Genomic DNA, 18,441 nt, shown 5'->3' with positions numbered 1-18,441 from the left:
CGCTGGATACGCGCTACAGCGCGGCGAGGATGTCGTTGACGCGGTCGCGCGCGTCGCCGAACAGCATCTGGGTGTTCTCCCGGAAGAACAGCGGGTTCTGCACACCCGCGTAACCCGAGGCCATGGACCGTTTGAAGACGATGACGTTCTCGGCGTTCCACACCGTGAGCACCGGCATACCGGCGATCGGGCTGCCCGGATCCTCGGCGGCGGCCGGGTTGACGGTGTCGTTGGCGCCGATGACGAGCACGACGGCCGTGTCGGCGAAGTCGTCGTTGATCTCGTCCATCTCCAGCACGATGTCGTAGGGCACCTTCGCCTCGGCCAGCAGCACGTTCATATGGCCGGGCAGCCGGCCCGCGACGGGGTGGATGCCGAAGCGGACGGTGACCCCGCGTTCGCGCAGTTTGCGGGTCAGGTCGGCCACGCCGTACTGGGCCTGGGCCACGGCCATGCCATAACCGGGGGTGATGATGACCGTGTCGGCGGATCCGAGCAGTTCGGCCGCGCCTTCGGCGGTGATCTCGCGGTGTTCGCCGTAGTCCTTGTCCTCGGCCGGGCCGGCCTCGATCCCGAAGCCGCCGGCGATGACCGAGATGAACGACCGGTTCATGGCCTTGCACATGATGTAGGACAGGTAGGCACCGGAGGAGCCGACGAGGGCGCCGGTGATGATCAGCAGGTCGTTGGACAGCAGGAATCCCGATGCCGCGGCCGCCCAGCCGGAGTAGCTGTTGAGCATCGACACGACGACGGGCATATCGCCGCCGCCGATGGAGGCCACCAGGTGCCAGCCGAGCAGCAGGGCGAGCACGGTGACGACGATCAGCAGCCACAGCGCCGGGGAGATGACGAACCACACCGTCAACGCGAAGAACACCACCAGCGCACCGATGTTGAGGACGTTCTTGCCGGGCAGCATCAGCGGGTTGGATTTGATCCGGGCCGACAGTTTCAGGTTGGCCACGATCGATCCGGTGAAGGTGACTGCGCCGATGAAGACGCCGACGAACACCTCGGCGGAGTGGATGCCGAGCATGCCTTCGCCCGCCAGGTGTGCCGCCTCGGCGCCACCCGGCGAGTTCTCGACGTGCAGGTAGCCGTTCCAGCCGACCAGGACGGCGGCCAAGCCCACGAACGAATGCAGCAGCGCGATCAACTCGGGCATGCCGGTCATCTCGACGACGCGGGCGCGCCACAGGCCGATCGCGGCACCGATGGCCATCGCACCCACCAAGAGCCCGAGGCCGAGGGGCTCGATCTTGCGGTCCAGTGCGAGCGCGATGGTGGCGATCAGGGCCACGGCCATGCCGGCCATGCCGAAGGTGTTGCCCGCCTTGGATGTCTCGTGCTTGGACAGCCCGGCCAGGGCCAGGATGAACAGCAGGGCCGCGACGACGTAGGCCGAGGTGGCGGCAGTCTCTACCGTGAACATGGAATCCGTTCCATTCAAGTCAAGATGGGCATCGAAACTGGTTCGAATAAAGGGCGCTGGTTCTAGCTGCGGGAGAACATCGCGAGCATGCGACGCGTCACCGCGAAGCCGCCGAAGACGTTGATGGAGGCCAGCAGGATCGCGATCGTGGCCAGGACGGTGATCGGCAGATCACCGTGGCCGATCTGCAGCAGCGCACCGACGACGATGATTCCGGAGATCGCGTTGGTGACCGACATCAGCGGGGTGTGCAGCGCGTGGTGGACGTGCCCGATCACGTAGTAGCCGATCACGATGGCCAGCGCGAACACCGTCAGGTGCACCTGCAGGGCGACCGGGGAGATGGCGATCAGCGCGAACAGCACCGCGGCGGCGATGCCGGTGAGCCCGAGCCGGCGGCCGGTGGACATCGGTTCCTTGGCCGGCTTGGGCTCCACTGCCTGCGCGACCGCGGCCGCCGGTGCCGCCGAGACCTGCACCGGGGGCGGGGGCCAGGTGGTCTCGCCGTCGCGCACCACGGTCACCGAGCGCTGCACCACGTCGTCGAAGTTCAGGACGAGCCGCCCGTCCTTCTCTGGGGTGAGCAGCTTGAGCAGGTTGACCAGGTTGGTGCCGTACAGCTGGGACGCCGTCGCCGGCAGCCGGCCGGCGAGGTCGGTGTAGCCGATGATCGTCACGCCGTTGTCGGTGACGACGGCCTGATCCTTGACCGTGCCCTCGACGTTGCCGCCGTTGGCCGCGGCCATGTCGACGATCACGCTGCCCGGCTTCATCGACGCGACCATCTCGGCGGTGATGATCCGCGGCGCGGGGCGGCCGGGGATCAGCGCGGTCGTGATGATGATGTCGACGTCTTTGCTCTGCTCGGCGTAGAGCTCCGCCTCCCGGGCCTTGTAGTCGTCGCCCATCTCCTTGGCGTAGCCGGTGGCCGACACCTCGGCCGCCGCGGGGTCGACGTAGAGGTAGTCCCCACCCAGTGACTTGACCTGATCGGCCACCTCGGGCCGGGGGTCGGTGGCCCGCACGATCGCACCCATGCTGCCCGCCGCGCCGATGGCGGCCAGTCCGGCGACCCCGGCACCGACCACCAGGACCTTCGCCGGCGGTACCTTGCCCGCTGCGGTGACCTGGCCGGTGAAGAACCGGCCGAAGGCGTGGGCGGCCTCGACCACCGCGCGGTAGCCGGCGATATTGGCCATCGAGGACAACACGTCCAGTGACTGGGCCCGCGAGATGCGCGGTACCGCGTCCATGGCCAGCACCGTGATCGGGCGCGCGGACAGCTTCTCGACCAGTTCGGGCTTGAGTGCGGGCGAGATGAACGACACCAGGGTCGCCCCGTCGCGCAGCGCGGCGATCTCGTCATCGCTGGGGGCGTTGACCTTGAGCACCACATCACCGGCCCACGGGTCGCCGATCTGCGCGCCGGCCTCCACGTAGGCGGCGTCGGCGAAGCTGGACGCGGCGCCGGCGCCGGACTCGACCACTACCGAATAGCCCAGCTTGATGATCTGCCCAACGGTTTGCGGTGTGGCGGCGACGCGTGTCTCACCCGGCAGAGACTCGCGCGGTATCGCGATGATCATCGACTCAAGTCCGTTCTTGGGAAATGCGGCCTGTTGGTTGGCATGCATGAGTTTCGCATCCGCAATGCCCGTTTGCGCGGGCCCCCCTGCAACGGTGAACGAATGTTCACAGCCAGTCGCGCCTCTTGAACGATACGTACAGCAGAATCACCAGAACGACGATCAGCGTGGAACTGGCGACGAATCCGATCGTGGTGTTGATCCCCGGGTAATTGACGTTCTGGCCGTAGAAGCCGGTGATCGCGGTGGGCACCGCGATGATGGCCGCCCAGCCGGTGAGTTTCTTCATCACCGTGTTCAGCCGCGCGTCCTGTAGCGACAGATTGGTCTCGAACACCGACGTGACCATGTCGCGCAGCGATTCGGTCCATTCCGAGGCGCGCAGCACGTGGTCGTACAGGTCGGCGTAGAGCGGATCCAGCTCGGGCGACGTCCGGGAATCCAGCCGGCGGTGCTGGATGGTGCTCACCACTTCGCGCATGGGCAGCACCACCCGGCGTAGCTGTACCAGGTCCTTGCGCATCCGGTAGGTGCGCCGCTGCAGGCCTCGCCGCGGTCCGTCGTTGTCGAACAGTTCGTCTTCGAGGGATTCGATGGCGTCGTCGAGCTCCTGCACCGCTTCGAAATGACCGTCCACCACGACGTCGAGCAGGCCGTGCACCAGGGCGCCGGTGCCGTGCTCCTGCCCGCCGAGTTCGTCGAACCGCTGTGACACCAGGTCGATGTCGAACGGCACCGCCCCGTCCGGCCCGACCGCGGGCAGACGCACGGTGATGAGTCCGCGGGGAAGCACGAATGCCGAGATCCGGTACTTGACCAGGGTGGCCGTGCTGTCGTCCTCGGGAGCGACCGTGCTCACCGCGTACACGGTGAAGAAGGTGTGCGAGTGATAGACCGAGACCTTGGTGCGTTCCATCGGTGCGGTGGCGTCCTCCACCGCCCAGATGTTCAACCCCAGCTCGATGGCCAGCCTGCGCAGATCGTCGTGGTCGGGGTTGTAGATGTCAGCCCACACCAGCGTGTCCTCGGCCGCCAGGCAATCCGAGATCGCCTCGAACGTGAACCCGTCCACAGGCTTGCCGGACCGCCAGATCCGGCCGCGCACCTCGGTCATGGCGGACCCACCAGATTGCCGCGCCGGACGTTGTCCCGGCAGGTCGCGCGGTCCTGGCCGGTTTCGGTGACGCACACCCGCACCTGCGCTTCGATACCCGGCGGATACACCTGATCGGTCGCGGCCGGGGTGACCGTCGGGACCGGGACGGTGCCGGAGTAGATCGACCACATGGTGTCCCCGGTGCTCGGCAGCCGGGCGCAGTAGGCCTTCTCGCCGGTACTGCTCTGCCCGGCTGCACCGAGTGTTTCGCAGTCGGCGCCGATGAGCACCACGGGCACCGGGGGTGTTCCGGGGGCGGCGTGTCGTGTCACCGGCTCACGTTCGCCCAGCAGATAGGCCGCCGCCGCGACGCCGATCGTCGCGAGCACCGCCACCAGTGCCAGCAGTCGGGTGCGGCGACGGCGGGGCTTGGGCGTGCGGTACGCCTGGGCCGGGACGGTGAGGCCGCCGGGACCACCGATGCTGGCGCGCAGTGCCGAGGCGAATTCCGCGCAGCTTCCGAAACGATCCTCCGGGGATTTCGCGAGCGCCCGCGACAGCACCGGGTCCAGATCCGCGAGCTCGGGCCGGCGTCCAGCGATCGGGGGCGGCGGCGCCGTGATGTGCTTGCTGATGACCGCGGCCGGATTGTCGTGCAGGTACGGCGGCACCCCGGCCAGGAGTTCGAAAGCCGTTGCCGCCAGCGAGTATTGGTCAGCCCTGCCGTCGACGTGTTCACCCATCAACTGCTCCGGTGCCGCGTAGGCGACGGTGCCGACGGTCATGCTGGTCGCGGTCAGGCGGCTGGTATCGCCCATCCGCCGGGCAATCCCGAAATCTGCGAGCAGGACACGTGGCCACTCGGCGCCGATATCGGTGAGCAGGATGTTGGCGGGCTTGATATCGCGGTGCAGCAGCTTGCGCTGGTGTGCGTAGTCCAGGGCGTCGGCGACGGCGCTGACGATGTGCACCACCTCATCGGCGGGCAGACCGCCGGAGCCCCGCCCCCGCAGCAGCTGCCCGGCATCGGTGCCGTCCACGTACTCCATCGAGATCCACAGCTGCCCGTCGTACTCGCCGCGGTCGTACACGCGGACGATGTTGGGGTGCATGAGGTCGGCGGCGAAGTCGGCTTCCCGTTCGAAGCGGGCCTGGTACTCGGTATCGGCGCTGACGTCCTTGCGCAGCACCTTGATGGCGTCCTGGCGCGGGAGTCGCGGGTGGGCGGCGAGGTAGACCTCGCCCATACCGCCCGCACCGAGGAGGCGCACGACGGTGTAACCGGCGAACCGCTCACCGGGCGCTATCGACAACGTCGCCTCCTACCGTGCTCCCCCCATTGTCACCGACGAAAAGCGAGACGGTCGTATCTGGCCGGACACGAGGGTCTCCGGCCGGTTTCGCAGGCGGTGGGCGGCGCGGGTGCAACGGCTTAAAACTCGCTGTGAGCAGAGCTCTTCACCCTGCGTTCAGCCGCCCGTATAAAAGGGGCGGCGTGTACCCGACATCACCGGTTCACAGAAAGCCGTCCACAAGAAAGTTGGGCCCGACGTGTCGGTCTTTGTCGATATCACCCCGGATGAGGCGGTCGGTCCGGTGCATGCGCCCGCCGGAGGTTCCGGGCGAGGCCGCGCTGTCCTGACCCGTGCGGGGTTGCCGCTGCTGTCGGTCCTGGTGTTCTTCGCGGTGTGGCAGATCGTCGCCGCCGCAGGCATCTGGAACCAGACCTTCGTGCCGTATCCGGGCACGGTGTGGCGGGCCTTCGTCGATGTCTCTACCACCCACGACGGCACCCGCGGCTACGCGGGCTACCTGCTGTGGGAGCACCTTTACATGACGCTGCGGCGGGTGTTCGCCGGGGTCGTCATCGGCGTGGCCGCGGGTGTGTTGCTGGGTCTGGTGATGGGCTCGGTCGGCTGGCTGCGCAGCGTGCTGGAGCCATGGCTGACGTTTCTGCGGGCACTTCCGCCGCTGGCCTACTTCTTCCTGCTGGTGATCTGGCTGGGTATCGACGAGGCCCCGAAGATCACCCTGCTGGCACTGGCCGCCCTGCCGCCCGCAGCGGTGGCCACCACCTCGGCGGTCGTCGCCGCACCGGTCGGGTTGCAGGAGGCGGCCCGTGCGCTCGGTGCCACCCGCACCCAGGTGATCCGGGATGTGGTGGTGCCCTCGGCGCTGCCCGAGACGTTCACCGGCATCCGGCTGGCGGTCGGTATGGCCTACTCGTCGGTGGTGGCCGCCGAACTGTTCAACGGCATCCCCGGGATCGGCGGATTGGTCAAGGACGCAAGCAATTACAACAACACCCCGGTCGTGCTGGTCGGGATCTTCGCCATCGGGATCTCGGGTCTGGTCATCGACGGCATTCTGCGGGCTGCCGAGCGGCGGGCCGTCCCCTGGAGAGGAAAGATATGAAACTGAAGGCACTGTTGGCCACGGCCGTCGCCGCCGCGCTCACGCTGGCCGGGTGCTCGGTGGACCACTCCGGGCAGGACCAGTCGAAGCCCACCATCCGCATTGCCTACCAGTCCTTTCCGAGCGGTGACCTGATCGTCAAGAACAACAAGTGGCTGGAATCCGCGCTGCCCGACTACAACATCAAGTGGACGAAGTTCGACTCCGGTGCCGATATCAACACCGCGTTCATCGCCAAGGAACTCGATTTCGGTGCCATCGGTTCCAGCCCGGTGGCCCGCGGACTGTCGGCCCCGCTGAACATTCCGTACCAGGTGGCTTTCGTGCTGGACGTCGCCGGTGACAACGAGGCGCTGGTGGCCCGCAACGGCACCGGGATCAACACCATCGCCGACCTCAAGGGCAAACGCGTTGCCACGCCGTTCGCCTCGACCGCGCACTACAGCCTGCTGGCCGCCCTGGCGCAGAACGGCTTGAGCCCGGCGGATGTTCAGCTGATCGACCTGCAGCCGCAGGCCATCCTGGCGGCGTGGGACCGTGGGGATATCGCGGCCGCCTACACCTGGCTGCCCACGCTCGATCAGCTGCGCAAGACCGGCAAGGACCTGATCACCAGCCGCCAGCTGGCCGAGGACGGCAAGCCCACACTGGACCTCGGGGTGGTGTCCGGTGAGTTCGCCGCGGCGCACCCCGATGTGGTGGATGTGTGGCGCCAGCAGGAGGCCCGCGCCCTCAACGTCATCAAGGATGATCCTGCCGCGGCGGCCAAGGCGATTGCCGCCGAGATCGGCCTGAGCCCCGAAGATGTTGCGGGACAACTGAAGCAGGGCGTGTACCTGACTCCGCAGGAGTTGACCTCGAATCAGTGGCTGGGTACCGACGGGAAGCCCGGCAACATCGCGGCCAATCTGGAGAGCGCGTCGCAGTTCCTGGCGGAGCAGAAGCAGATCCCGGCCGCCGCTCCGCTGAGCACCTTCCAGAATGCGGTCTACACCAAGGGATTACCGGATGTCCTCGACAAGAAGTGATTCGTCCGGCCGGCTGCTGATCAAGAACGTCGAGCACCGGTACGGCAAGGGATCGGGCGCGGTCACCGCGCTGGGGCCGGTGAACCTCGACGTCGACCCGGGGGCCTTCCTCGTCCTGGTGGGTGCCTCGGGATGTGGGAAGAGCACCCTGCTGCGGTTGATCGCCGGCTTCGAATCGCCCAGTGCGGGCGATGTGCAGGTGGCCGGGACGTCCCCGACGCCCGGTGTCACGTCGGGGGTGGTGTTCCAGCAGCCGCGGCTGTTCCCGTGGCGGACCGTCGGCGGCAATGTCGATCTGGCGCTCAAGTACGCCAAGGTGCCGCGGGAGCGGCGCGCCGAGCGGCGCGAACAACTCCTCGAACGGGTCGGGCTCGACGGCACCGGTGATCGCAAGATCTGGGAGATCAGCGGTGGGCAGCAGCAGCGGGTGGCGATCGCCCGGGCGCTGGCGGCCGAGACACCCCTGTTCCTGCTCGACGAGCCGTTCGCCGCGCTGGACGCACTGACCCGGGAGCGTCTGCAGGAGGATGTCCGTCAGGTCAGCGCGGAGTCGGGACGCACGACGGTGTTCGTCACGCACAGCGCCGACGAGGCGGCCTTCCTGGGTTCGCGGATCGTGGTGCTGACCCGGCGCCCCGGCAAGGTGGCTCTGGACCTGCCTTCCGAGTTGCCCCGCACCGGCGTCGGCGCGACGGAGCTGCGGCGGTCCCCGGAGTTCCTGAAGCTCAAGGATGAGGTGGGCGAGGCGGTCAAGGCCGCCGCGGCGTGAGTGATTTGTGCACGTCTGCCGGCGCTCACCGCCGGTAAACGTGCACAAATCGCAGGCCCGCTACACGAAAAAGGCACCCGCCGCGGCGGGTGCCTTTTTCCTGTGAGTCCGTCAGACCGGCGGATACGCGGGCGGCGGGTACACGCCACGCAGTCCCCAGGCCAGCCAACTGAAGAAGAACTCACCCTCGTCGCTGATGTCGTAATCCGGATTCGGGTCCATCGATGCCTCCCCAGCATGGCCATTGCGTGTGCAAAGTCTAACGCGATTGTGCCGGGGTGCGACACCGGATCCCGCCGATTGCCTAGACTGGCCAACCAGTTGATTGGTTCCCGGTTTTCCCGGTCTGCAGATAGTGAGTTGTCATGTCCACGGAGTCGAACGGGGCGTCCAATGGGGCATCCACCGCCAACGGGTTGTCTCGGCGGGAAGAGCTGCTGGCCGTCGCCGCCAAACTCTTCGCCGCCCGCGGGTACCACGGCACCCGGATGGATGACGTCGCCGACGCTGTCGGGCTGAACAAGGCCACCGTCTATCACTACTACGCCAGCAAGTCGCTCATCCTCTGGGATATCTACAAGGCCACCGCGGACTTCACCGTGCACGCGCTGCACGATGACCCCAGCGCCTCCGCTCGCGAGACCATCTACCACTTCACCAGGCGGTTGCTCACCGGTATCGCCAATGACCTGGAGGCGGCGGCCGTCTATTTCCAGGAGGGCCCCTACATCAGCGAGTGGTTCACCGAGGAGCAGGTGGACTACATCCGCAGGGCGGAGGCCACCGTCTACGAGCATGTGCGCGATGTGATCGACCGCGGGATCGCCAGCGGTGAGTTCTACGACTGCGATTCGCACGTGTTGGCGCTCGGGTACATCGGCATGACGCTGGGCGCCTATCGATGGCTGCGGCCCCACGGCCGCCGTACCGCACAGGAGATCGCGGTGGAGTTCAGCACCGCGCTGCTGCGCGGCCTGATCCGCGACGAAACCGTCCGCAACGCGGAACCCCTGGGAGGAGCCCAGGGATTGACGGAGGGTGGTGCCGGCCATGAGTGATCTGTTCCGGCTCGACGGCAAGGTCGCGGTGGTCACCGGCGGCGGGCGCGGCATCGGCGTGATGATCGCGCGCGGGCTGCTGGAAGCCGGTGCGGCCAAGGTCTACCTCGCGGCCCGCAAGGCGGCCGAACTCGACGCCGCGGTGGCCGAGTTGTCCCCGCTGGGCGCCGTGGAGGGCATCCCCGCCGACCTCGGCACCGCTGAGGGCGTCCGAGCGCTGGCCGACGCGGTGACCTACCAGGAGGACGCCGTCCACGTCCTGTTCAACAATGCCGGCGCCGCCTGGGGTGCGCCGTTCGAGGATTTCCCGGAGTCCGGTTTCGACAAGGTCTTCGACGTCAACGTCAAGGGTGTGTTCCTGCTGACCCGCGCGCTCGTGCCACTGTTGACCGCCGGCGCCACCGACGATGATCCGGCTCGGGTGATCAACACCGGCAGCATCGACGGCTTCCTGGTGCCCGAGCGGGGCAGGGACAACTTCTCCTACAGCGCCAGCAAGGCGGCGGTGCACATGCTCACCAAGCATCTCGCAGGGGAGCTGGCCCCCAAGATTCTGGTGAACGCCATTGCGCCCGGCCTGTTCCCGTCCCGGATGACCAAAGAGCTGTTGTCGGCCGGTGAAGACGCCGTCGGGTCGCTGCTGCCGCTGGGCCGGGTCGGGCAACCCGACGATATGGCCGGTATCGCGGTGTTCCTGGCCAGCCGGGCCAGCAGCTACATCACCGGTGCGGTGATCCCCGTCGACGGGGGAGTGAGCACGATCCGGTGAAGTCGACCATTCTGTCCCGACGCGACCTGGATTTCCTTCTCTACGAATGGCTTCGGGTGGAGGAGCTGACCGCCCGGCCCAGATTCGCCGAGCATTCCCGGGAGACGTTCGACGGTGTGCTCGAGCTGTGTGAGCAGCTGGCCGAACGCTATTTCGCCCCGCACAACAAGCTCAGCGATGCCCACGAACCCAGCTTCGACGGCACCACCGTGACGGTCATCCCCGAGGTCAAAGAAGCACTGCAGGCGTTCGCGAGAGCGGATCTGCTGGGCATGGGTTTCGACGCCGAACTCGGTGGCGCGCAGTTACCGGCGACGGTGGCCCAGGCGGGGTTCGCATGGATCTCGGCGGCCAATGTCAGCACCTCCGGTTACCTCATGCTGACCATCGCCAATGCGAATCTGATCGCCAAATTCGGCAGTGCCGACCAGATTTCGACCTGGGTCAAGCCGATGCTGGCCGGCCGTTTCACCGGCACCATGGCGCTGTCGGAGACCCAGGCCGGCTCGTCGCTGGCCGATATCACCACCCGTGCCGAGCCCCAGGCCGACGGGAGCTACCGGATTTTCGGCACCAAGATGTGGATCTCGGGTGCCGAGCACGAACTCAGCGACAACATCGTCAACCTGGTGCTGGCCAAGATCCCGGGTGGGCCGGCCGGTACCAAGGGCATCTCGCTGTTCATCGTGCCGAAGTACCTGGTCGGCGCCGACGGCGCTGTCGGGACCCGTAACGACGTCGCGATCTCCGGGCTCAATCACAAGATGGGCCAGCGCGGGATCACCAACACCGTCCTCAACTTCGACGGCGCGGTGGGCTATCTGGTCGGTGAGCCGCACCGTGGTCTGGTCTACATGTTCCACATGATGAACGAGGCCCGCCTCGGTGTGGGGATGGGTGCCGTATCGCTGGGCTACACCGGTTATCTCAAGTCCTTGCAGTACGCCAGGGAGCGACCGCAGGGCCGATTGGTCAAGGATCCGAGCACCCCGCAGGTGCCGATCATCGCGCACGCCGATGTGAAACGAATGCTGTTGGCGCAGAAGTCCTATGTCGAGGGCGCGCTGGGCCTGGCGCTGTACTGCGCGCGGCTGGTCGATCTCGAGGAGACCGATCTGCTGGATATCCTCACCCCGGTGGCCAAGAGCTGGCCCTCGCAATGGTGCGTGGAGGCCAACAACCTGGCCATCCAGGTCCTCGGCGGCTACGGGTACACCCGCGAATACGATGTCGAACAGCATTACCGGGACAACCGGCTGAACCCGATCCATGAGGGGACGCACGGAATTCAGAGCCTGGATCTGCTGGGGCGCAAGGTGACCCAGCGCGGCGGTGCCGGGATGGCGGCCCTCGGGGAGCGGATCGCGGCGACGGTGGCAGCGGCCGGCGATCACGAGTTCGGTGCGCAGCTCGACACCGCATGGCGGCGACTGGCCGAGGTGACGACGGGCCTGTTCGCCTCCGGTGACATCGAGGCGGCCATGGCCAACAGTGCGATCTACCTGGAAGCGTTCGGGCACATCGTGATCGCCTGGATCTGGCTGGAGCAGTTCCTGGCCGCCGGCGATCGGGCCGGTGACTTCTATGCGGGCAAGCGCCAGGCTGCCACGTTCTTCTTCCGCTACGAATTACCCAAGACAGCAACGCAACTGGACCTGCTGGCCAGCCTGGATCGGACCACGCTGGAGATGGCCGACCCCTGGTTCTGACCTCCCTTTCCGCCCAAATGCGCATTTGGGTCGCAAAGTGCGAGTGGTTCTCGGCAGAATGTCGATCTCGGAGGTCCGGGTGTGCTGCCCTTGCTGTCCGACGTGGTCTCGGGTTGGTCGACGCACTCGTGTCAGCCGTGGCCGAACTCGATGATCTGGCGCACCGCGGTGCCGGCGGCCAGCGCGTCCATTGCGGCGTTGATCTGATCCAGGGAGACCGTCGCGGACACCAGGGCCTCCACCGGCAGCCGCCCGGCCCGCCACAGGTCGACGAAGCGCGGGATGTCTCGAGCGGGTACCGCCGAGCCCAGGTAGCTGCCGATCAGTGCGCGGCCCTGCGCCACCAGCGCCAGCGGCGACAGACTGATGCGGGCGTCGGGATGCGGCAGGCCCACCGTGATGGTCTTGCCGCCCGGTGCGGTCAGCCCGATGGCGGTCTCCAGCGCCGCCGGATGCCCGACCGCCTCGATCACCACCTCGGCCCGTACGGCCTCGGCCTGTTCGGGTGTGAAGACCTCGTGCGCACCCAGCTCGTGGGCCCGAACCAGCTTGTCCGGCAGCCGGTCCACCGCGATGACCCGCACATCGTCATGCGCCAGCGCGGTGAGCATGGCGGCCATCCCGACCCCGCCCATCCCGACCACCGCGACCGTCTGGCCCGGCTTCGGCCGACCCGCATTGAGTACCGCCCCGCCGCCGGTGAGCACCGCGCACCCGAGCAGCGACGCCACGACCGGGGGGACATCGTGCGCGACCGGCACCACCGATCGCCGATCCACCACCGCGTGCGTGGCGAAACCGGACACCCCGAGATGGTGCAGCACACCGTCGCCGAGCCGCACGGCCCCGCTGAGCAAGGTGCCCGCGGCATTGGCTGCGCTTCCGGGAAGACACGGTGCCAGCCCGTCCGTCGCGCAGGCGCTGCACTGCCCGCAACGCGGCAGGAAGGTCATCACCACGCGCTGACCGACCGTGAGATCAGATGCACCACCGACCTTTTCGACTATCCCCGCGGCCTCATGCCCCAGCAGCATCGGCACCGGACGCACCCGATTGCCGTCCACCACCGACAGGTCGGAGTGGCACAGGCCGGCCGCCTCGATCCGCACCAACAGCTCACCATCGCCGGGATCGGACAAGTCGAGTTCGGTCACGCGCAGTGGACGCGAGTCGGCGTAGGGGGCGGGTGCCCCGATGGTCTCCAGAACGGCACCACGAATCCTCATCGCACCAGCCTGACAGACTGACCGTCATGGATCTGACGAGTGCCGACTTCCCGGTGCACTGGCCGGTGCAGACCCGCTGGACGGACAACGACATGTTCGGCCACCTCAACAACGCGGTGTACTACGAGCTGTTCGACACGGCCATCAACGCCTGGATCGGCGCGGGCAGCGGTACCGACGCGATGTCGGCGCCGTGGTTGGGCGTGGTCGCCGAATCGGGCTGCCGGTACTTCGCCGAGCTGAAATTCCCGGCGGATCTGGTGGTCGGCCTGGCCGTCACCCGGCTGGGCACCAGCAGCGTCACCTACCGCACGGCGCTGTTCGAGGCGGGTGCACCACTTGCCGCCCTCGGAACCTGGGTTCACGTCTACGTCGACCGCGACACCAGAAGACCGGTGCCGATCCCGGCCGAGATCAGAGGCCTACTCTCGGGCGCCGTGGTGTGACAGCCACTCCGCGATGGCGGTGACACCGTCGGAGAAGAAGATCCGGTAGGGCCGGTCGGCCACATAGCCGATATGCGGGGTGGCGACGACGTTCGGCATCGTCCGCAGCGGATGCCCGGCGGGCAGGGGTTCGGTGCCGTACACGTCCAGACCGGCCCCGGCGATCGACCCGCAGCGCAGCGCCTCGATCAGCGCCGCCTCGTCCACGATGGGACCGCGGGACGTGTTGATCAGCAGGGCGCTCGGCTTCATGGCCGCGAGTTCGGCGGCACCGACCAATCCGCGGGACCGGTCACCCAGTTTCAGGTGCACCGTCAGGACGTCGGCGGTCGAGAAGAACTCGTCACGCGGCACATGCCGGGCGCCCGCCGCGACCGCGTCCTCCGGCGTCATGTTGGTGCTCCACGCCACCACGTCCATACCGAAGGCGGCCCCGATCCGCGCCACCCGTGGCCCGATTCGACCCAGTCCCAGCACCCCGAGCACGCGACCCTCGAGCTCTCGGCCCACACCGATCTGCCAGCGGCCCTCGGCGACCGCCTGCCGTTCGGCCACCAGGTTGCGCGCGGTCGCGAGGATGAGCGCCCAGGTCAGTTCCACCGTCGAGGCCACCGATCCGCCGGTGTGACTGACGTGGATGCCCAGCTCCGCGGCCGCCGCCATATCGATCGACGCATTCGCGTTGCCGGTGGAGGCGATCATGCGCAGCCGGGGCAGCCGGTGCAGCACGCTGCGTGGCAACGGCGTTCGCTCCCGCATCACGAACACGACATCGAACGGCGCCAACCGGGCCACCAGCGCATCCTCGTCGGCCAGGTGATCGTCGAAGACCGTCACCTCTGCGCGCGACGTGACCGGTGACCAGTCGGTCATCTGCAAGGCGACGTTCTGGTAGTCGTCGAGGACGGCGACCCGGAGCGGTGGGTTCATGGCCTTATAGAATCGCCCGATGCCCATCGTGAGCAAGACCGAAGAGGTCACCGCCCCAGCCGCGGCGATCATGGCGATCGTGGCTGACTTCGAGGCCTATCCACAGTGGAACGAAGAGATCACCGGCTTGTGGATCCTGGCGCGGTACGAGGACGGCCGGCCCAGCCAGCTGCGGATGGACACCAAGATCCAGGGTATGGACAGCAGCTTCATCCAGGCGGTCTACTACCCCGCCGAGTTTCAGATCCAGACGGTGATGCAGCAGGGCGACATCTTCTCCAAGCAGGAACAACTGTTCTCGGTGGTGGACATGGGTGCGACGGCGCTGCTCACCGTCGACATGGACGTGGAGGTGTCGATGCCGGGTGTGCCGTCGCTCATGGTGAAGAAGATCGCCAACGACGCGCTCGAGCATCTGGCGGGCAATCTCAAGAAGCGGGCCGAAGAACTGGGCGCCTGACTCAGGTCCAGAGACCGAGTTCGTCCAGGCGGTTGGTCAACCGCTGTGCGCCGTCGGAGAACTGGTTGCGTGTCAGGCGAACCACCTCGTCGACATCGCGACGCCGGAGCGCTTCGACCAGTTCGCGGTGGTTGACCACCGCGCCGGCACCCCAGGTCGGGTCGGCGGCGTAGAGGTGGTGCGGCAGGTAGCGCGTCGCGTGCAGCAGGAACCAGGCCAACTTGATCCGGCCGGCCGACCTGTTGAAGGCGCGGTGAAACGTGTACTCCGCCATGGCGATCGCCTCGGCGTCTCCGGCGGTGACGGCATCGGACAGCTCGTCGGTCAGCCGGGACAGCTCGTCGATCTCGGCATCGGTGACGCGGGTGGCGGCGGATGCGGAGATCTCGGTGGCGATGGTGGCCTGCAACCAGAAGATGTCGGCGATATCGTCGCGGGTCAACGGCGCCACCACATGACCGCGGTTCGGTTCCAGCTGCACCATGCCTTCGCCGCGCAGCGTGCGCAGGGCCTCGCGCACCGGCGTGATGCTGACGCCGAGCCGGGCGGCGGTCTCGTCGAGCCGCACGAAAGTGCCCGGCCGCAGCGTGCCGGACATGATGGCCGCCCGCAGGTGGGCGGCCACTTCGTCGGACAGCTGTTCGCGACGGCCGAGCGCGAGGGGTTTCGCGGGTGCGTTCACAGTTCGGGTGGGTTGCCTTTCGCGGAGGTGCGGGTTTGTCGCGGCTTTGTGCGAGTTTGTTCAGGGGCCATTCTCGTCATAGTGTGACCGCGGCGACACAAGATTTGATCAAATATCAAGAACGCGCAACTCCACGACCGAAAAGGCGTCCCGTTGACCTCGCAGCCGCTGCCCACCGACCAGCCGTACCTCGCCCGCCAGCAGAACTGGTCCAACCAGCTGTCCCGGCACGCGCTCATGCAGCCGGCACAGACCGCGCTGCGTTACCTCGGCCAGACCACCACGTGGGGTGAGCTGGACCGGCGGGTGACCGCGCTGGCCGGGGCGCTGCAGCGCCGCGGCGTGGAATTCGGCGACCGGGTGCTAATCCTGATGCTCAACCGAAACGAGTTCATCGAGTCGTTCCTGGCGGCCAACCGGCTGGGCGCGATCGCGGTACCGGTGAACTTCCGGATGACCCCGCCCGAGATCGCCTTCCTGGTCAGCGACTGTGCGGCACGGGTGATCATCACCGAATCCGTGTTGGCGCCCGTCGCGGCTGCGGTCCGCGGGCTCGACGCGACACTGGCCACCATCATCGTGGCCGGCGGCGGGAGTGAAGACGGTCTGCTGGGCTACGAGGACCTCATCGACGAGGCCGGCGCACCGCCCGCCCCGGTGGACATCCCCAACGATTCACCGGCGCTGATCATGTACACCTCCGGTACCACCGGACGTCCCAAGGGGGCGGTGCTCACCCACACGAACATCGCCGGACAGGCCCTCACCAACCTGTTCACCAACGGCGCCGATCTCAACAACGACATCGGCTTCATCGGCGTCCCGCTGTTCCATATCGCCGGTATCGGCAACATGATCGCCGGACTGCTGCTCGGCCGCCCGACCGTGCTGTACCCGCTGGGCGCGTTCGATCCCGGTGCGCTGCTGGACGTGCTCGAGGCCGAGAAGGTCACCGGTATCTTCCTGGTGCCCGCGCAGTGGCAGGCCGTATGCGCGGCGCAGCGGGCCCGGCCACGGAAGCTGGTCCTGCGCGTGTTGTCCTGGGGTGCCGCCCCGGCCTCGGATACGTTGCTGAGGGAGATGGCCGAGTCGTTCCCGGGGGCGAACATCCTGGCCGCGTTCGGGCAGACCGAGATGTCACCCGTTACTTGTATGTTGTTGGGGGAGGATGCAATTCGCAAGCTCGGCTCGGTCGGTCGGGTCATTCCGACGGTGTCGGCGCGCATCGTGGACGAGGATATGAACGACGTCCCGGTGGGGCAGGTCGGCGAGATCGTCTACCGGGCGCCCACCCTGATGGCCGGCTACTGGAACAACCCGAAGGCCACCGCCGAGGCGTTCGCCGGTGGCTGGTTCCACTCGGGTGACCTGGTGCGCCAGGACGACGAAGGTTACATCTGGGTCGTCGATCGTAAGAAGGACATGATCATCTCCGGCGGGGAGAACATCTACTGCGCCGAGGTGGAGAACGTTTTGGCTGCTCATCCCGCGATTGCGGAGGTCGCGGTCATCGGCCGCCCACATCACAAGTGGGGCGAGGTGCCGGTCGCGGTCGTGGCACTGGGGACGGTGACCGGCGAAAGCTTGACCCTGGCCGATCTCGGTGATTTTCTCACCGAGAGGTTAGCTCGCTACAAGCATCCCAAGGCGCTGGAGATCGTCGACGCATTGCCCCGCAATCCGTCGGGCAAAGTGCTGAAAACAGAGCTGCGCGCGCAGTTCGGTACCGAAACCGTCGTTGACGCAGGCGAAAGTTCTACTGCGGCAACGGTTTCTAGCACAACATCGGTAAGGTAACCAGTCGGCATGGCTTTGCTAACGGTTGCGATGTGAATAAATCAGTTGCCCAACACCGCCGGTACCGGATCGGGTACAGTCCTGTGGTCCGTCTTACTACCCGCGAGTAGGGAGACGGGAATCACATGTTCGGGGACGGGGCCGGAAATGGGCAGGGAGGGGATGTGCCACACGTGATGCCGCTCCGTGCGGACCGTGACGATCTCGGGGGGAGTACGCCACGGTGACCGCGAGCAACGGCCTGGTCGACTACGTCCGCGATCAGCTGGAGAAGCCCCTGACCATGGTCGGTGGCTTCTTCAAAATGTGCGTGCTGACCGGTAAGGCTCTGGTGACCCGGCCCTTCCAATGGAAGGAGTTCGTCCTCCAGAGCTGGTTCCTGATCCGGGTGGCCTTCCTTCCGACCCTTGCGGTCTCGATCCCGCTGACTGTGCTCATCATCTTCACGCTGAACATCCTGCTGGCCGAGTTCGGTGCCGCGGACGTCTCCGGCGCGGGTGCGGCGCTCGGTGCGGTCACCCAGCTGGGACCACTGGTGACGGTGCTCGTCGTCGCCGGCGCCGGCTCCACCGCCATCTGCGCCGACCTCGGTGCGCGCACCGTGCGCGAGGAGATCGACGCGATGGAGGTGCTGGGCATCGATCCGATCGAACGGCTGGTGGCCCCGCGCGTGGTGGCGTCCACTTTCGTGGCCTTCCTGCTCAACGGCGCGGTCATCACGATCGGCCTGGTCGGCGGCTACTTCTTCGGTGTGTACATCCAGAACGTCAACGCCGGCGCCTACGTCTCGACACTGACCCTGCTCACCGGTTTTCCCGAGGTGATGATCTCGGTCATCAAGGCCACCCTGTTCGGGCTCATCGCCGGTCTGGTCGGCTGCTACCGCGGGCTGACGGTGGCCGGCGGCTCCAAGGGCGTGGGCACCGCGGTCAATGAGACGCTGGTGCTCTGCGTGGTGGCGCTGTTCGCCGTCAACGTGGTGCTGACCACCATCGGCGTGCGATTCGGGACGACCACATGAGCGGGCAGCAAGGA

At 67.1% G+C, this 18,441-nt stretch carries 18 protein-coding genes; 10 read left to right on the top strand and 8 right to left on the bottom strand.

Annotated features, from left to right (window positions below; genetic code table 11):
• Positions 1 to 13: 13 nt before the first annotated feature.
• The 4 genes from pntB to H7J86_RS13440 all read right to left on the bottom strand — a co-directional run bounded on the left by pntB (position 14) and on the right by H7J86_RS13440 (position 5,430).
• A complete protein-coding gene (gene pntB / locus H7J86_RS13455) occupies positions 14 to 1,435 on the bottom strand; it encodes a Re/Si-specific NAD(P)(+) transhydrogenase subunit beta (protein ID WP_267291524.1) in 1,422 nt (473 codons plus the stop codon).
• A 62-nt stretch (positions 1,436 to 1,497) separates the two neighbouring features.
• Positions 1,498 to 3,021 carry a Re/Si-specific NAD(P)(+) transhydrogenase subunit alpha gene (locus tag H7J86_RS13450; protein ID WP_267292926.1) on the bottom strand — a complete coding sequence of 508 codons (1,524 nt, stop codon included), beginning with the start codon at positions 3,019 to 3,021 and terminating at the stop codon, positions 1,498 to 1,500.
• 106 nt (positions 3,022 to 3,127) lie between these two features.
• A complete protein-coding gene (locus H7J86_RS13445; protein ID WP_267291522.1) occupies positions 3,128 to 4,135 on the bottom strand; it encodes a magnesium transporter CorA family protein in 1,008 nt (335 codons plus the stop codon).
• Complete coding sequence (locus tag H7J86_RS13440; protein WP_267291520.1) at positions 4,132 to 5,430, bottom strand: serine/threonine-protein kinase; 1,299 nt, start codon at positions 5,428 to 5,430, stop codon at positions 4,132 to 4,134. Before H7J86_RS13440 ends, H7J86_RS13445 begins: the two co-directional genes overlap by 4 nt.
• 238 nt (positions 5,431 to 5,668) lie before the next feature.
• Here H7J86_RS13440 and H7J86_RS13435 point away from each other — a divergent pair, with 238 nt between their 5' ends.
• Genes H7J86_RS13435 through H7J86_RS13425 form a run of 3 tightly spaced genes read left to right on the top strand, consistent with a single transcriptional unit; the run spans position 5,669 to position 8,329 of the window.
• Positions 5,669 to 6,532, top strand: coding sequence for an ABC transporter permease (locus tag H7J86_RS13435; RefSeq protein WP_090359103.1), 864 nt, complete (start codon positions 5,669 to 5,671; stop codon positions 6,530 to 6,532).
• Positions 6,529 to 7,560, top strand: a complete 1,032-nt coding sequence (locus H7J86_RS13430) for a taurine ABC transporter substrate-binding protein (RefSeq protein ID WP_187097709.1) — start codon at positions 6,529 to 6,531, stop codon at positions 7,558 to 7,560. Before H7J86_RS13435 ends, H7J86_RS13430 begins: the two co-directional genes overlap by 4 nt.
• On the top strand, positions 7,541 to 8,329 hold the full coding sequence (locus H7J86_RS13425) for an ABC transporter ATP-binding protein (RefSeq protein ID WP_267291518.1): 789 nt from the start codon (positions 7,541 to 7,543) through the stop codon (positions 8,327 to 8,329). Before H7J86_RS13430 ends, H7J86_RS13425 begins: the two co-directional genes overlap by 20 nt.
• Positions 8,330 to 8,440: 111 nt before the next feature.
• Here the strand turns inward: H7J86_RS13425 and H7J86_RS13420 are convergent, their stop codons facing one another.
• Positions 8,441 to 8,551, bottom strand: a complete 111-nt coding sequence (locus tag H7J86_RS13420) for a hypothetical protein (RefSeq protein ID WP_019514171.1) — start codon at positions 8,549 to 8,551, stop codon at positions 8,441 to 8,443.
• Between the two features lie 143 nt (positions 8,552 to 8,694).
• Between H7J86_RS13420 and H7J86_RS13415 the strand changes: the two genes are divergently transcribed.
• Genes H7J86_RS13415 through H7J86_RS13405 form a run of 3 tightly spaced genes read left to right on the top strand, consistent with a single transcriptional unit; the run spans position 8,695 to position 11,865 of the window.
• Positions 8,695 to 9,387, top strand: a complete 693-nt coding sequence (locus tag H7J86_RS13415) for a TetR/AcrR family transcriptional regulator (protein WP_090359099.1) — start codon at positions 8,695 to 8,697, stop codon at positions 9,385 to 9,387.
• Positions 9,380 to 10,156, top strand: a complete 777-nt coding sequence (locus H7J86_RS13410) for an SDR family oxidoreductase (protein WP_090359633.1) — start codon at positions 9,380 to 9,382, stop codon at positions 10,154 to 10,156. Before H7J86_RS13415 ends, H7J86_RS13410 begins: the two co-directional genes overlap by 8 nt.
• Positions 10,153 to 11,865 carry an acyl-CoA dehydrogenase gene (locus H7J86_RS13405; protein ID WP_267291516.1) on the top strand — a complete coding sequence of 571 codons (1,713 nt, stop codon included), beginning with the start codon at positions 10,153 to 10,155 and terminating at the stop codon, positions 11,863 to 11,865. Before H7J86_RS13410 ends, H7J86_RS13405 begins: the two co-directional genes overlap by 4 nt.
• Before the next feature lie 131 nt (positions 11,866 to 11,996).
• Here H7J86_RS13405 and H7J86_RS13400 read toward each other — a convergent pair whose 3' ends face one another.
• Positions 11,997 to 13,091, bottom strand: a complete 1,095-nt coding sequence (locus H7J86_RS13400; protein ID WP_267291514.1) for an alcohol dehydrogenase catalytic domain-containing protein — start codon at positions 13,089 to 13,091, stop codon at positions 11,997 to 11,999.
• 26 nt (positions 13,092 to 13,117) lie between these two features.
• On the opposite strand from H7J86_RS13400, the gene H7J86_RS13395 reads away from it, so the two are divergent.
• Complete coding sequence (locus tag H7J86_RS13395) at positions 13,118 to 13,537, top strand: acyl-CoA thioesterase (RefSeq protein ID WP_187097714.1); 420 nt, start codon at positions 13,118 to 13,120, stop codon at positions 13,535 to 13,537.
• On the opposite strand, the gene H7J86_RS13390 is transcribed toward H7J86_RS13395, so the two are convergent.
• A complete protein-coding gene (locus H7J86_RS13390; RefSeq protein ID WP_187097715.1) occupies positions 13,514 to 14,467 on the bottom strand; it encodes a D-2-hydroxyacid dehydrogenase family protein in 954 nt (317 codons plus the stop codon). The genes H7J86_RS13395 and H7J86_RS13390 overlap by 24 nt on opposite strands.
• Before the next feature lie 19 nt (positions 14,468 to 14,486).
• On the opposite strand from H7J86_RS13390, the gene H7J86_RS13385 reads away from it, so the two are divergent.
• Positions 14,487 to 14,927: an SRPBCC family protein gene (locus H7J86_RS13385; RefSeq protein WP_167155331.1), complete on the top strand. Its 441-nt coding sequence runs from the start codon at positions 14,487 to 14,489 to the stop codon at positions 14,925 to 14,927.
• 1 nt (position 14,928) lies between these two features.
• Here H7J86_RS13385 and H7J86_RS13380 read toward each other — a convergent pair whose 3' ends face one another.
• Positions 14,929 to 15,609: a GntR family transcriptional regulator gene (locus H7J86_RS13380; RefSeq protein ID WP_267291512.1), complete on the bottom strand. Its 681-nt coding sequence runs from the start codon at positions 15,607 to 15,609 to the stop codon at positions 14,929 to 14,931.
• Between the two features lie 153 nt (positions 15,610 to 15,762).
• Between H7J86_RS13380 and fadD5 the strand changes: the two genes are divergently transcribed.
• Together fadD5 and H7J86_RS13370 are read left to right on the top strand one after the other, a co-directional pair.
• Positions 15,763 to 17,406, top strand: a complete 1,644-nt coding sequence (gene fadD5, locus H7J86_RS13375) for a fatty-acid--CoA ligase FadD5 (RefSeq protein ID WP_187097718.1) — start codon at positions 15,763 to 15,765, stop codon at positions 17,404 to 17,406.
• Positions 17,407 to 17,689: 283 nt separating this feature from the next.
• Positions 17,690 to 18,427: an MlaE family ABC transporter permease gene (locus H7J86_RS13370; RefSeq protein ID WP_170847319.1), complete on the top strand. Its 738-nt coding sequence runs from the start codon at positions 17,690 to 17,692 to the stop codon at positions 18,425 to 18,427.
• Positions 18,428 to 18,441 lie beyond the last annotated feature (14 nt).

The organism is Mycobacterium hackensackense (assembly GCF_025822555.1).
In the GTDB taxonomy this organism is placed as follows: domain Bacteria; phylum Actinomycetota; class Actinomycetes; order Mycobacteriales; family Mycobacteriaceae; genus Mycobacterium; species Mycobacterium fluoranthenivorans.
The sequence above is the reverse complement of the archived record's forward strand: the minus strand, read 5'-3'. Positions and strand labels throughout refer to the sequence as shown.

Excerpts from the sequence above, each read along its gene's own strand:
- H7J86_RS13445 (WP_267291522.1), bottom strand. The coding sequence starts at position 4,135 with ATGACCGAGGTGCGCGGCCGGATCTGGCGGTCCGGCAAGCCTGTGGAC.
- H7J86_RS13390 (WP_187097715.1), bottom strand. The coding sequence starts at position 14,467 with ATGAACCCACCGCTCCGGGTCGCCGTCCTCGACGACTACCAGAACGTC.
- H7J86_RS13450 (WP_267292926.1), bottom strand. The coding sequence starts at position 3,021 with ATGATCATCGCGATACCGCGCGAGTCTCTGCCGGGTGAGACACGCGTC.
- H7J86_RS13400 (WP_267291514.1), bottom strand. The coding sequence starts at position 13,091 with ATGAGGATTCGTGGTGCCGTTCTGGAGACCATCGGGGCACCCGCCCCC.
- H7J86_RS13425 (WP_267291518.1), top strand. The coding sequence starts at position 7,541 with ATGTCCTCGACAAGAAGTGATTCGTCCGGCCGGCTGCTGATCAAGAAC.
- H7J86_RS13430 (WP_187097709.1), top strand. The coding sequence starts at position 6,529 with ATGAAACTGAAGGCACTGTTGGCCACGGCCGTCGCCGCCGCGCTCACG.
- H7J86_RS13410 (WP_090359633.1), top strand. The coding sequence starts at position 9,380 with ATGAGTGATCTGTTCCGGCTCGACGGCAAGGTCGCGGTGGTCACCGGC.
- H7J86_RS13415 (WP_090359099.1), top strand. The coding sequence starts at position 8,695 with ATGTCCACGGAGTCGAACGGGGCGTCCAATGGGGCATCCACCGCCAAC.
- H7J86_RS13420 (WP_019514171.1), bottom strand. The coding sequence starts at position 8,551 with ATGGACCCGAATCCGGATTACGACATCAGCGACGAGGGTGAGTTCTTC.
- H7J86_RS13385 (WP_167155331.1), top strand. The coding sequence starts at position 14,487 with ATGCCCATCGTGAGCAAGACCGAAGAGGTCACCGCCCCAGCCGCGGCG.
- H7J86_RS13395 (WP_187097714.1), top strand. The coding sequence starts at position 13,118 with ATGGATCTGACGAGTGCCGACTTCCCGGTGCACTGGCCGGTGCAGACC.
- H7J86_RS13370 (WP_170847319.1), top strand. The coding sequence starts at position 17,690 with ATGGTCGGTGGCTTCTTCAAAATGTGCGTGCTGACCGGTAAGGCTCTG.
- pntB (WP_267291524.1), bottom strand. The coding sequence starts at position 1,435 with ATGTTCACGGTAGAGACTGCCGCCACCTCGGCCTACGTCGTCGCGGCC.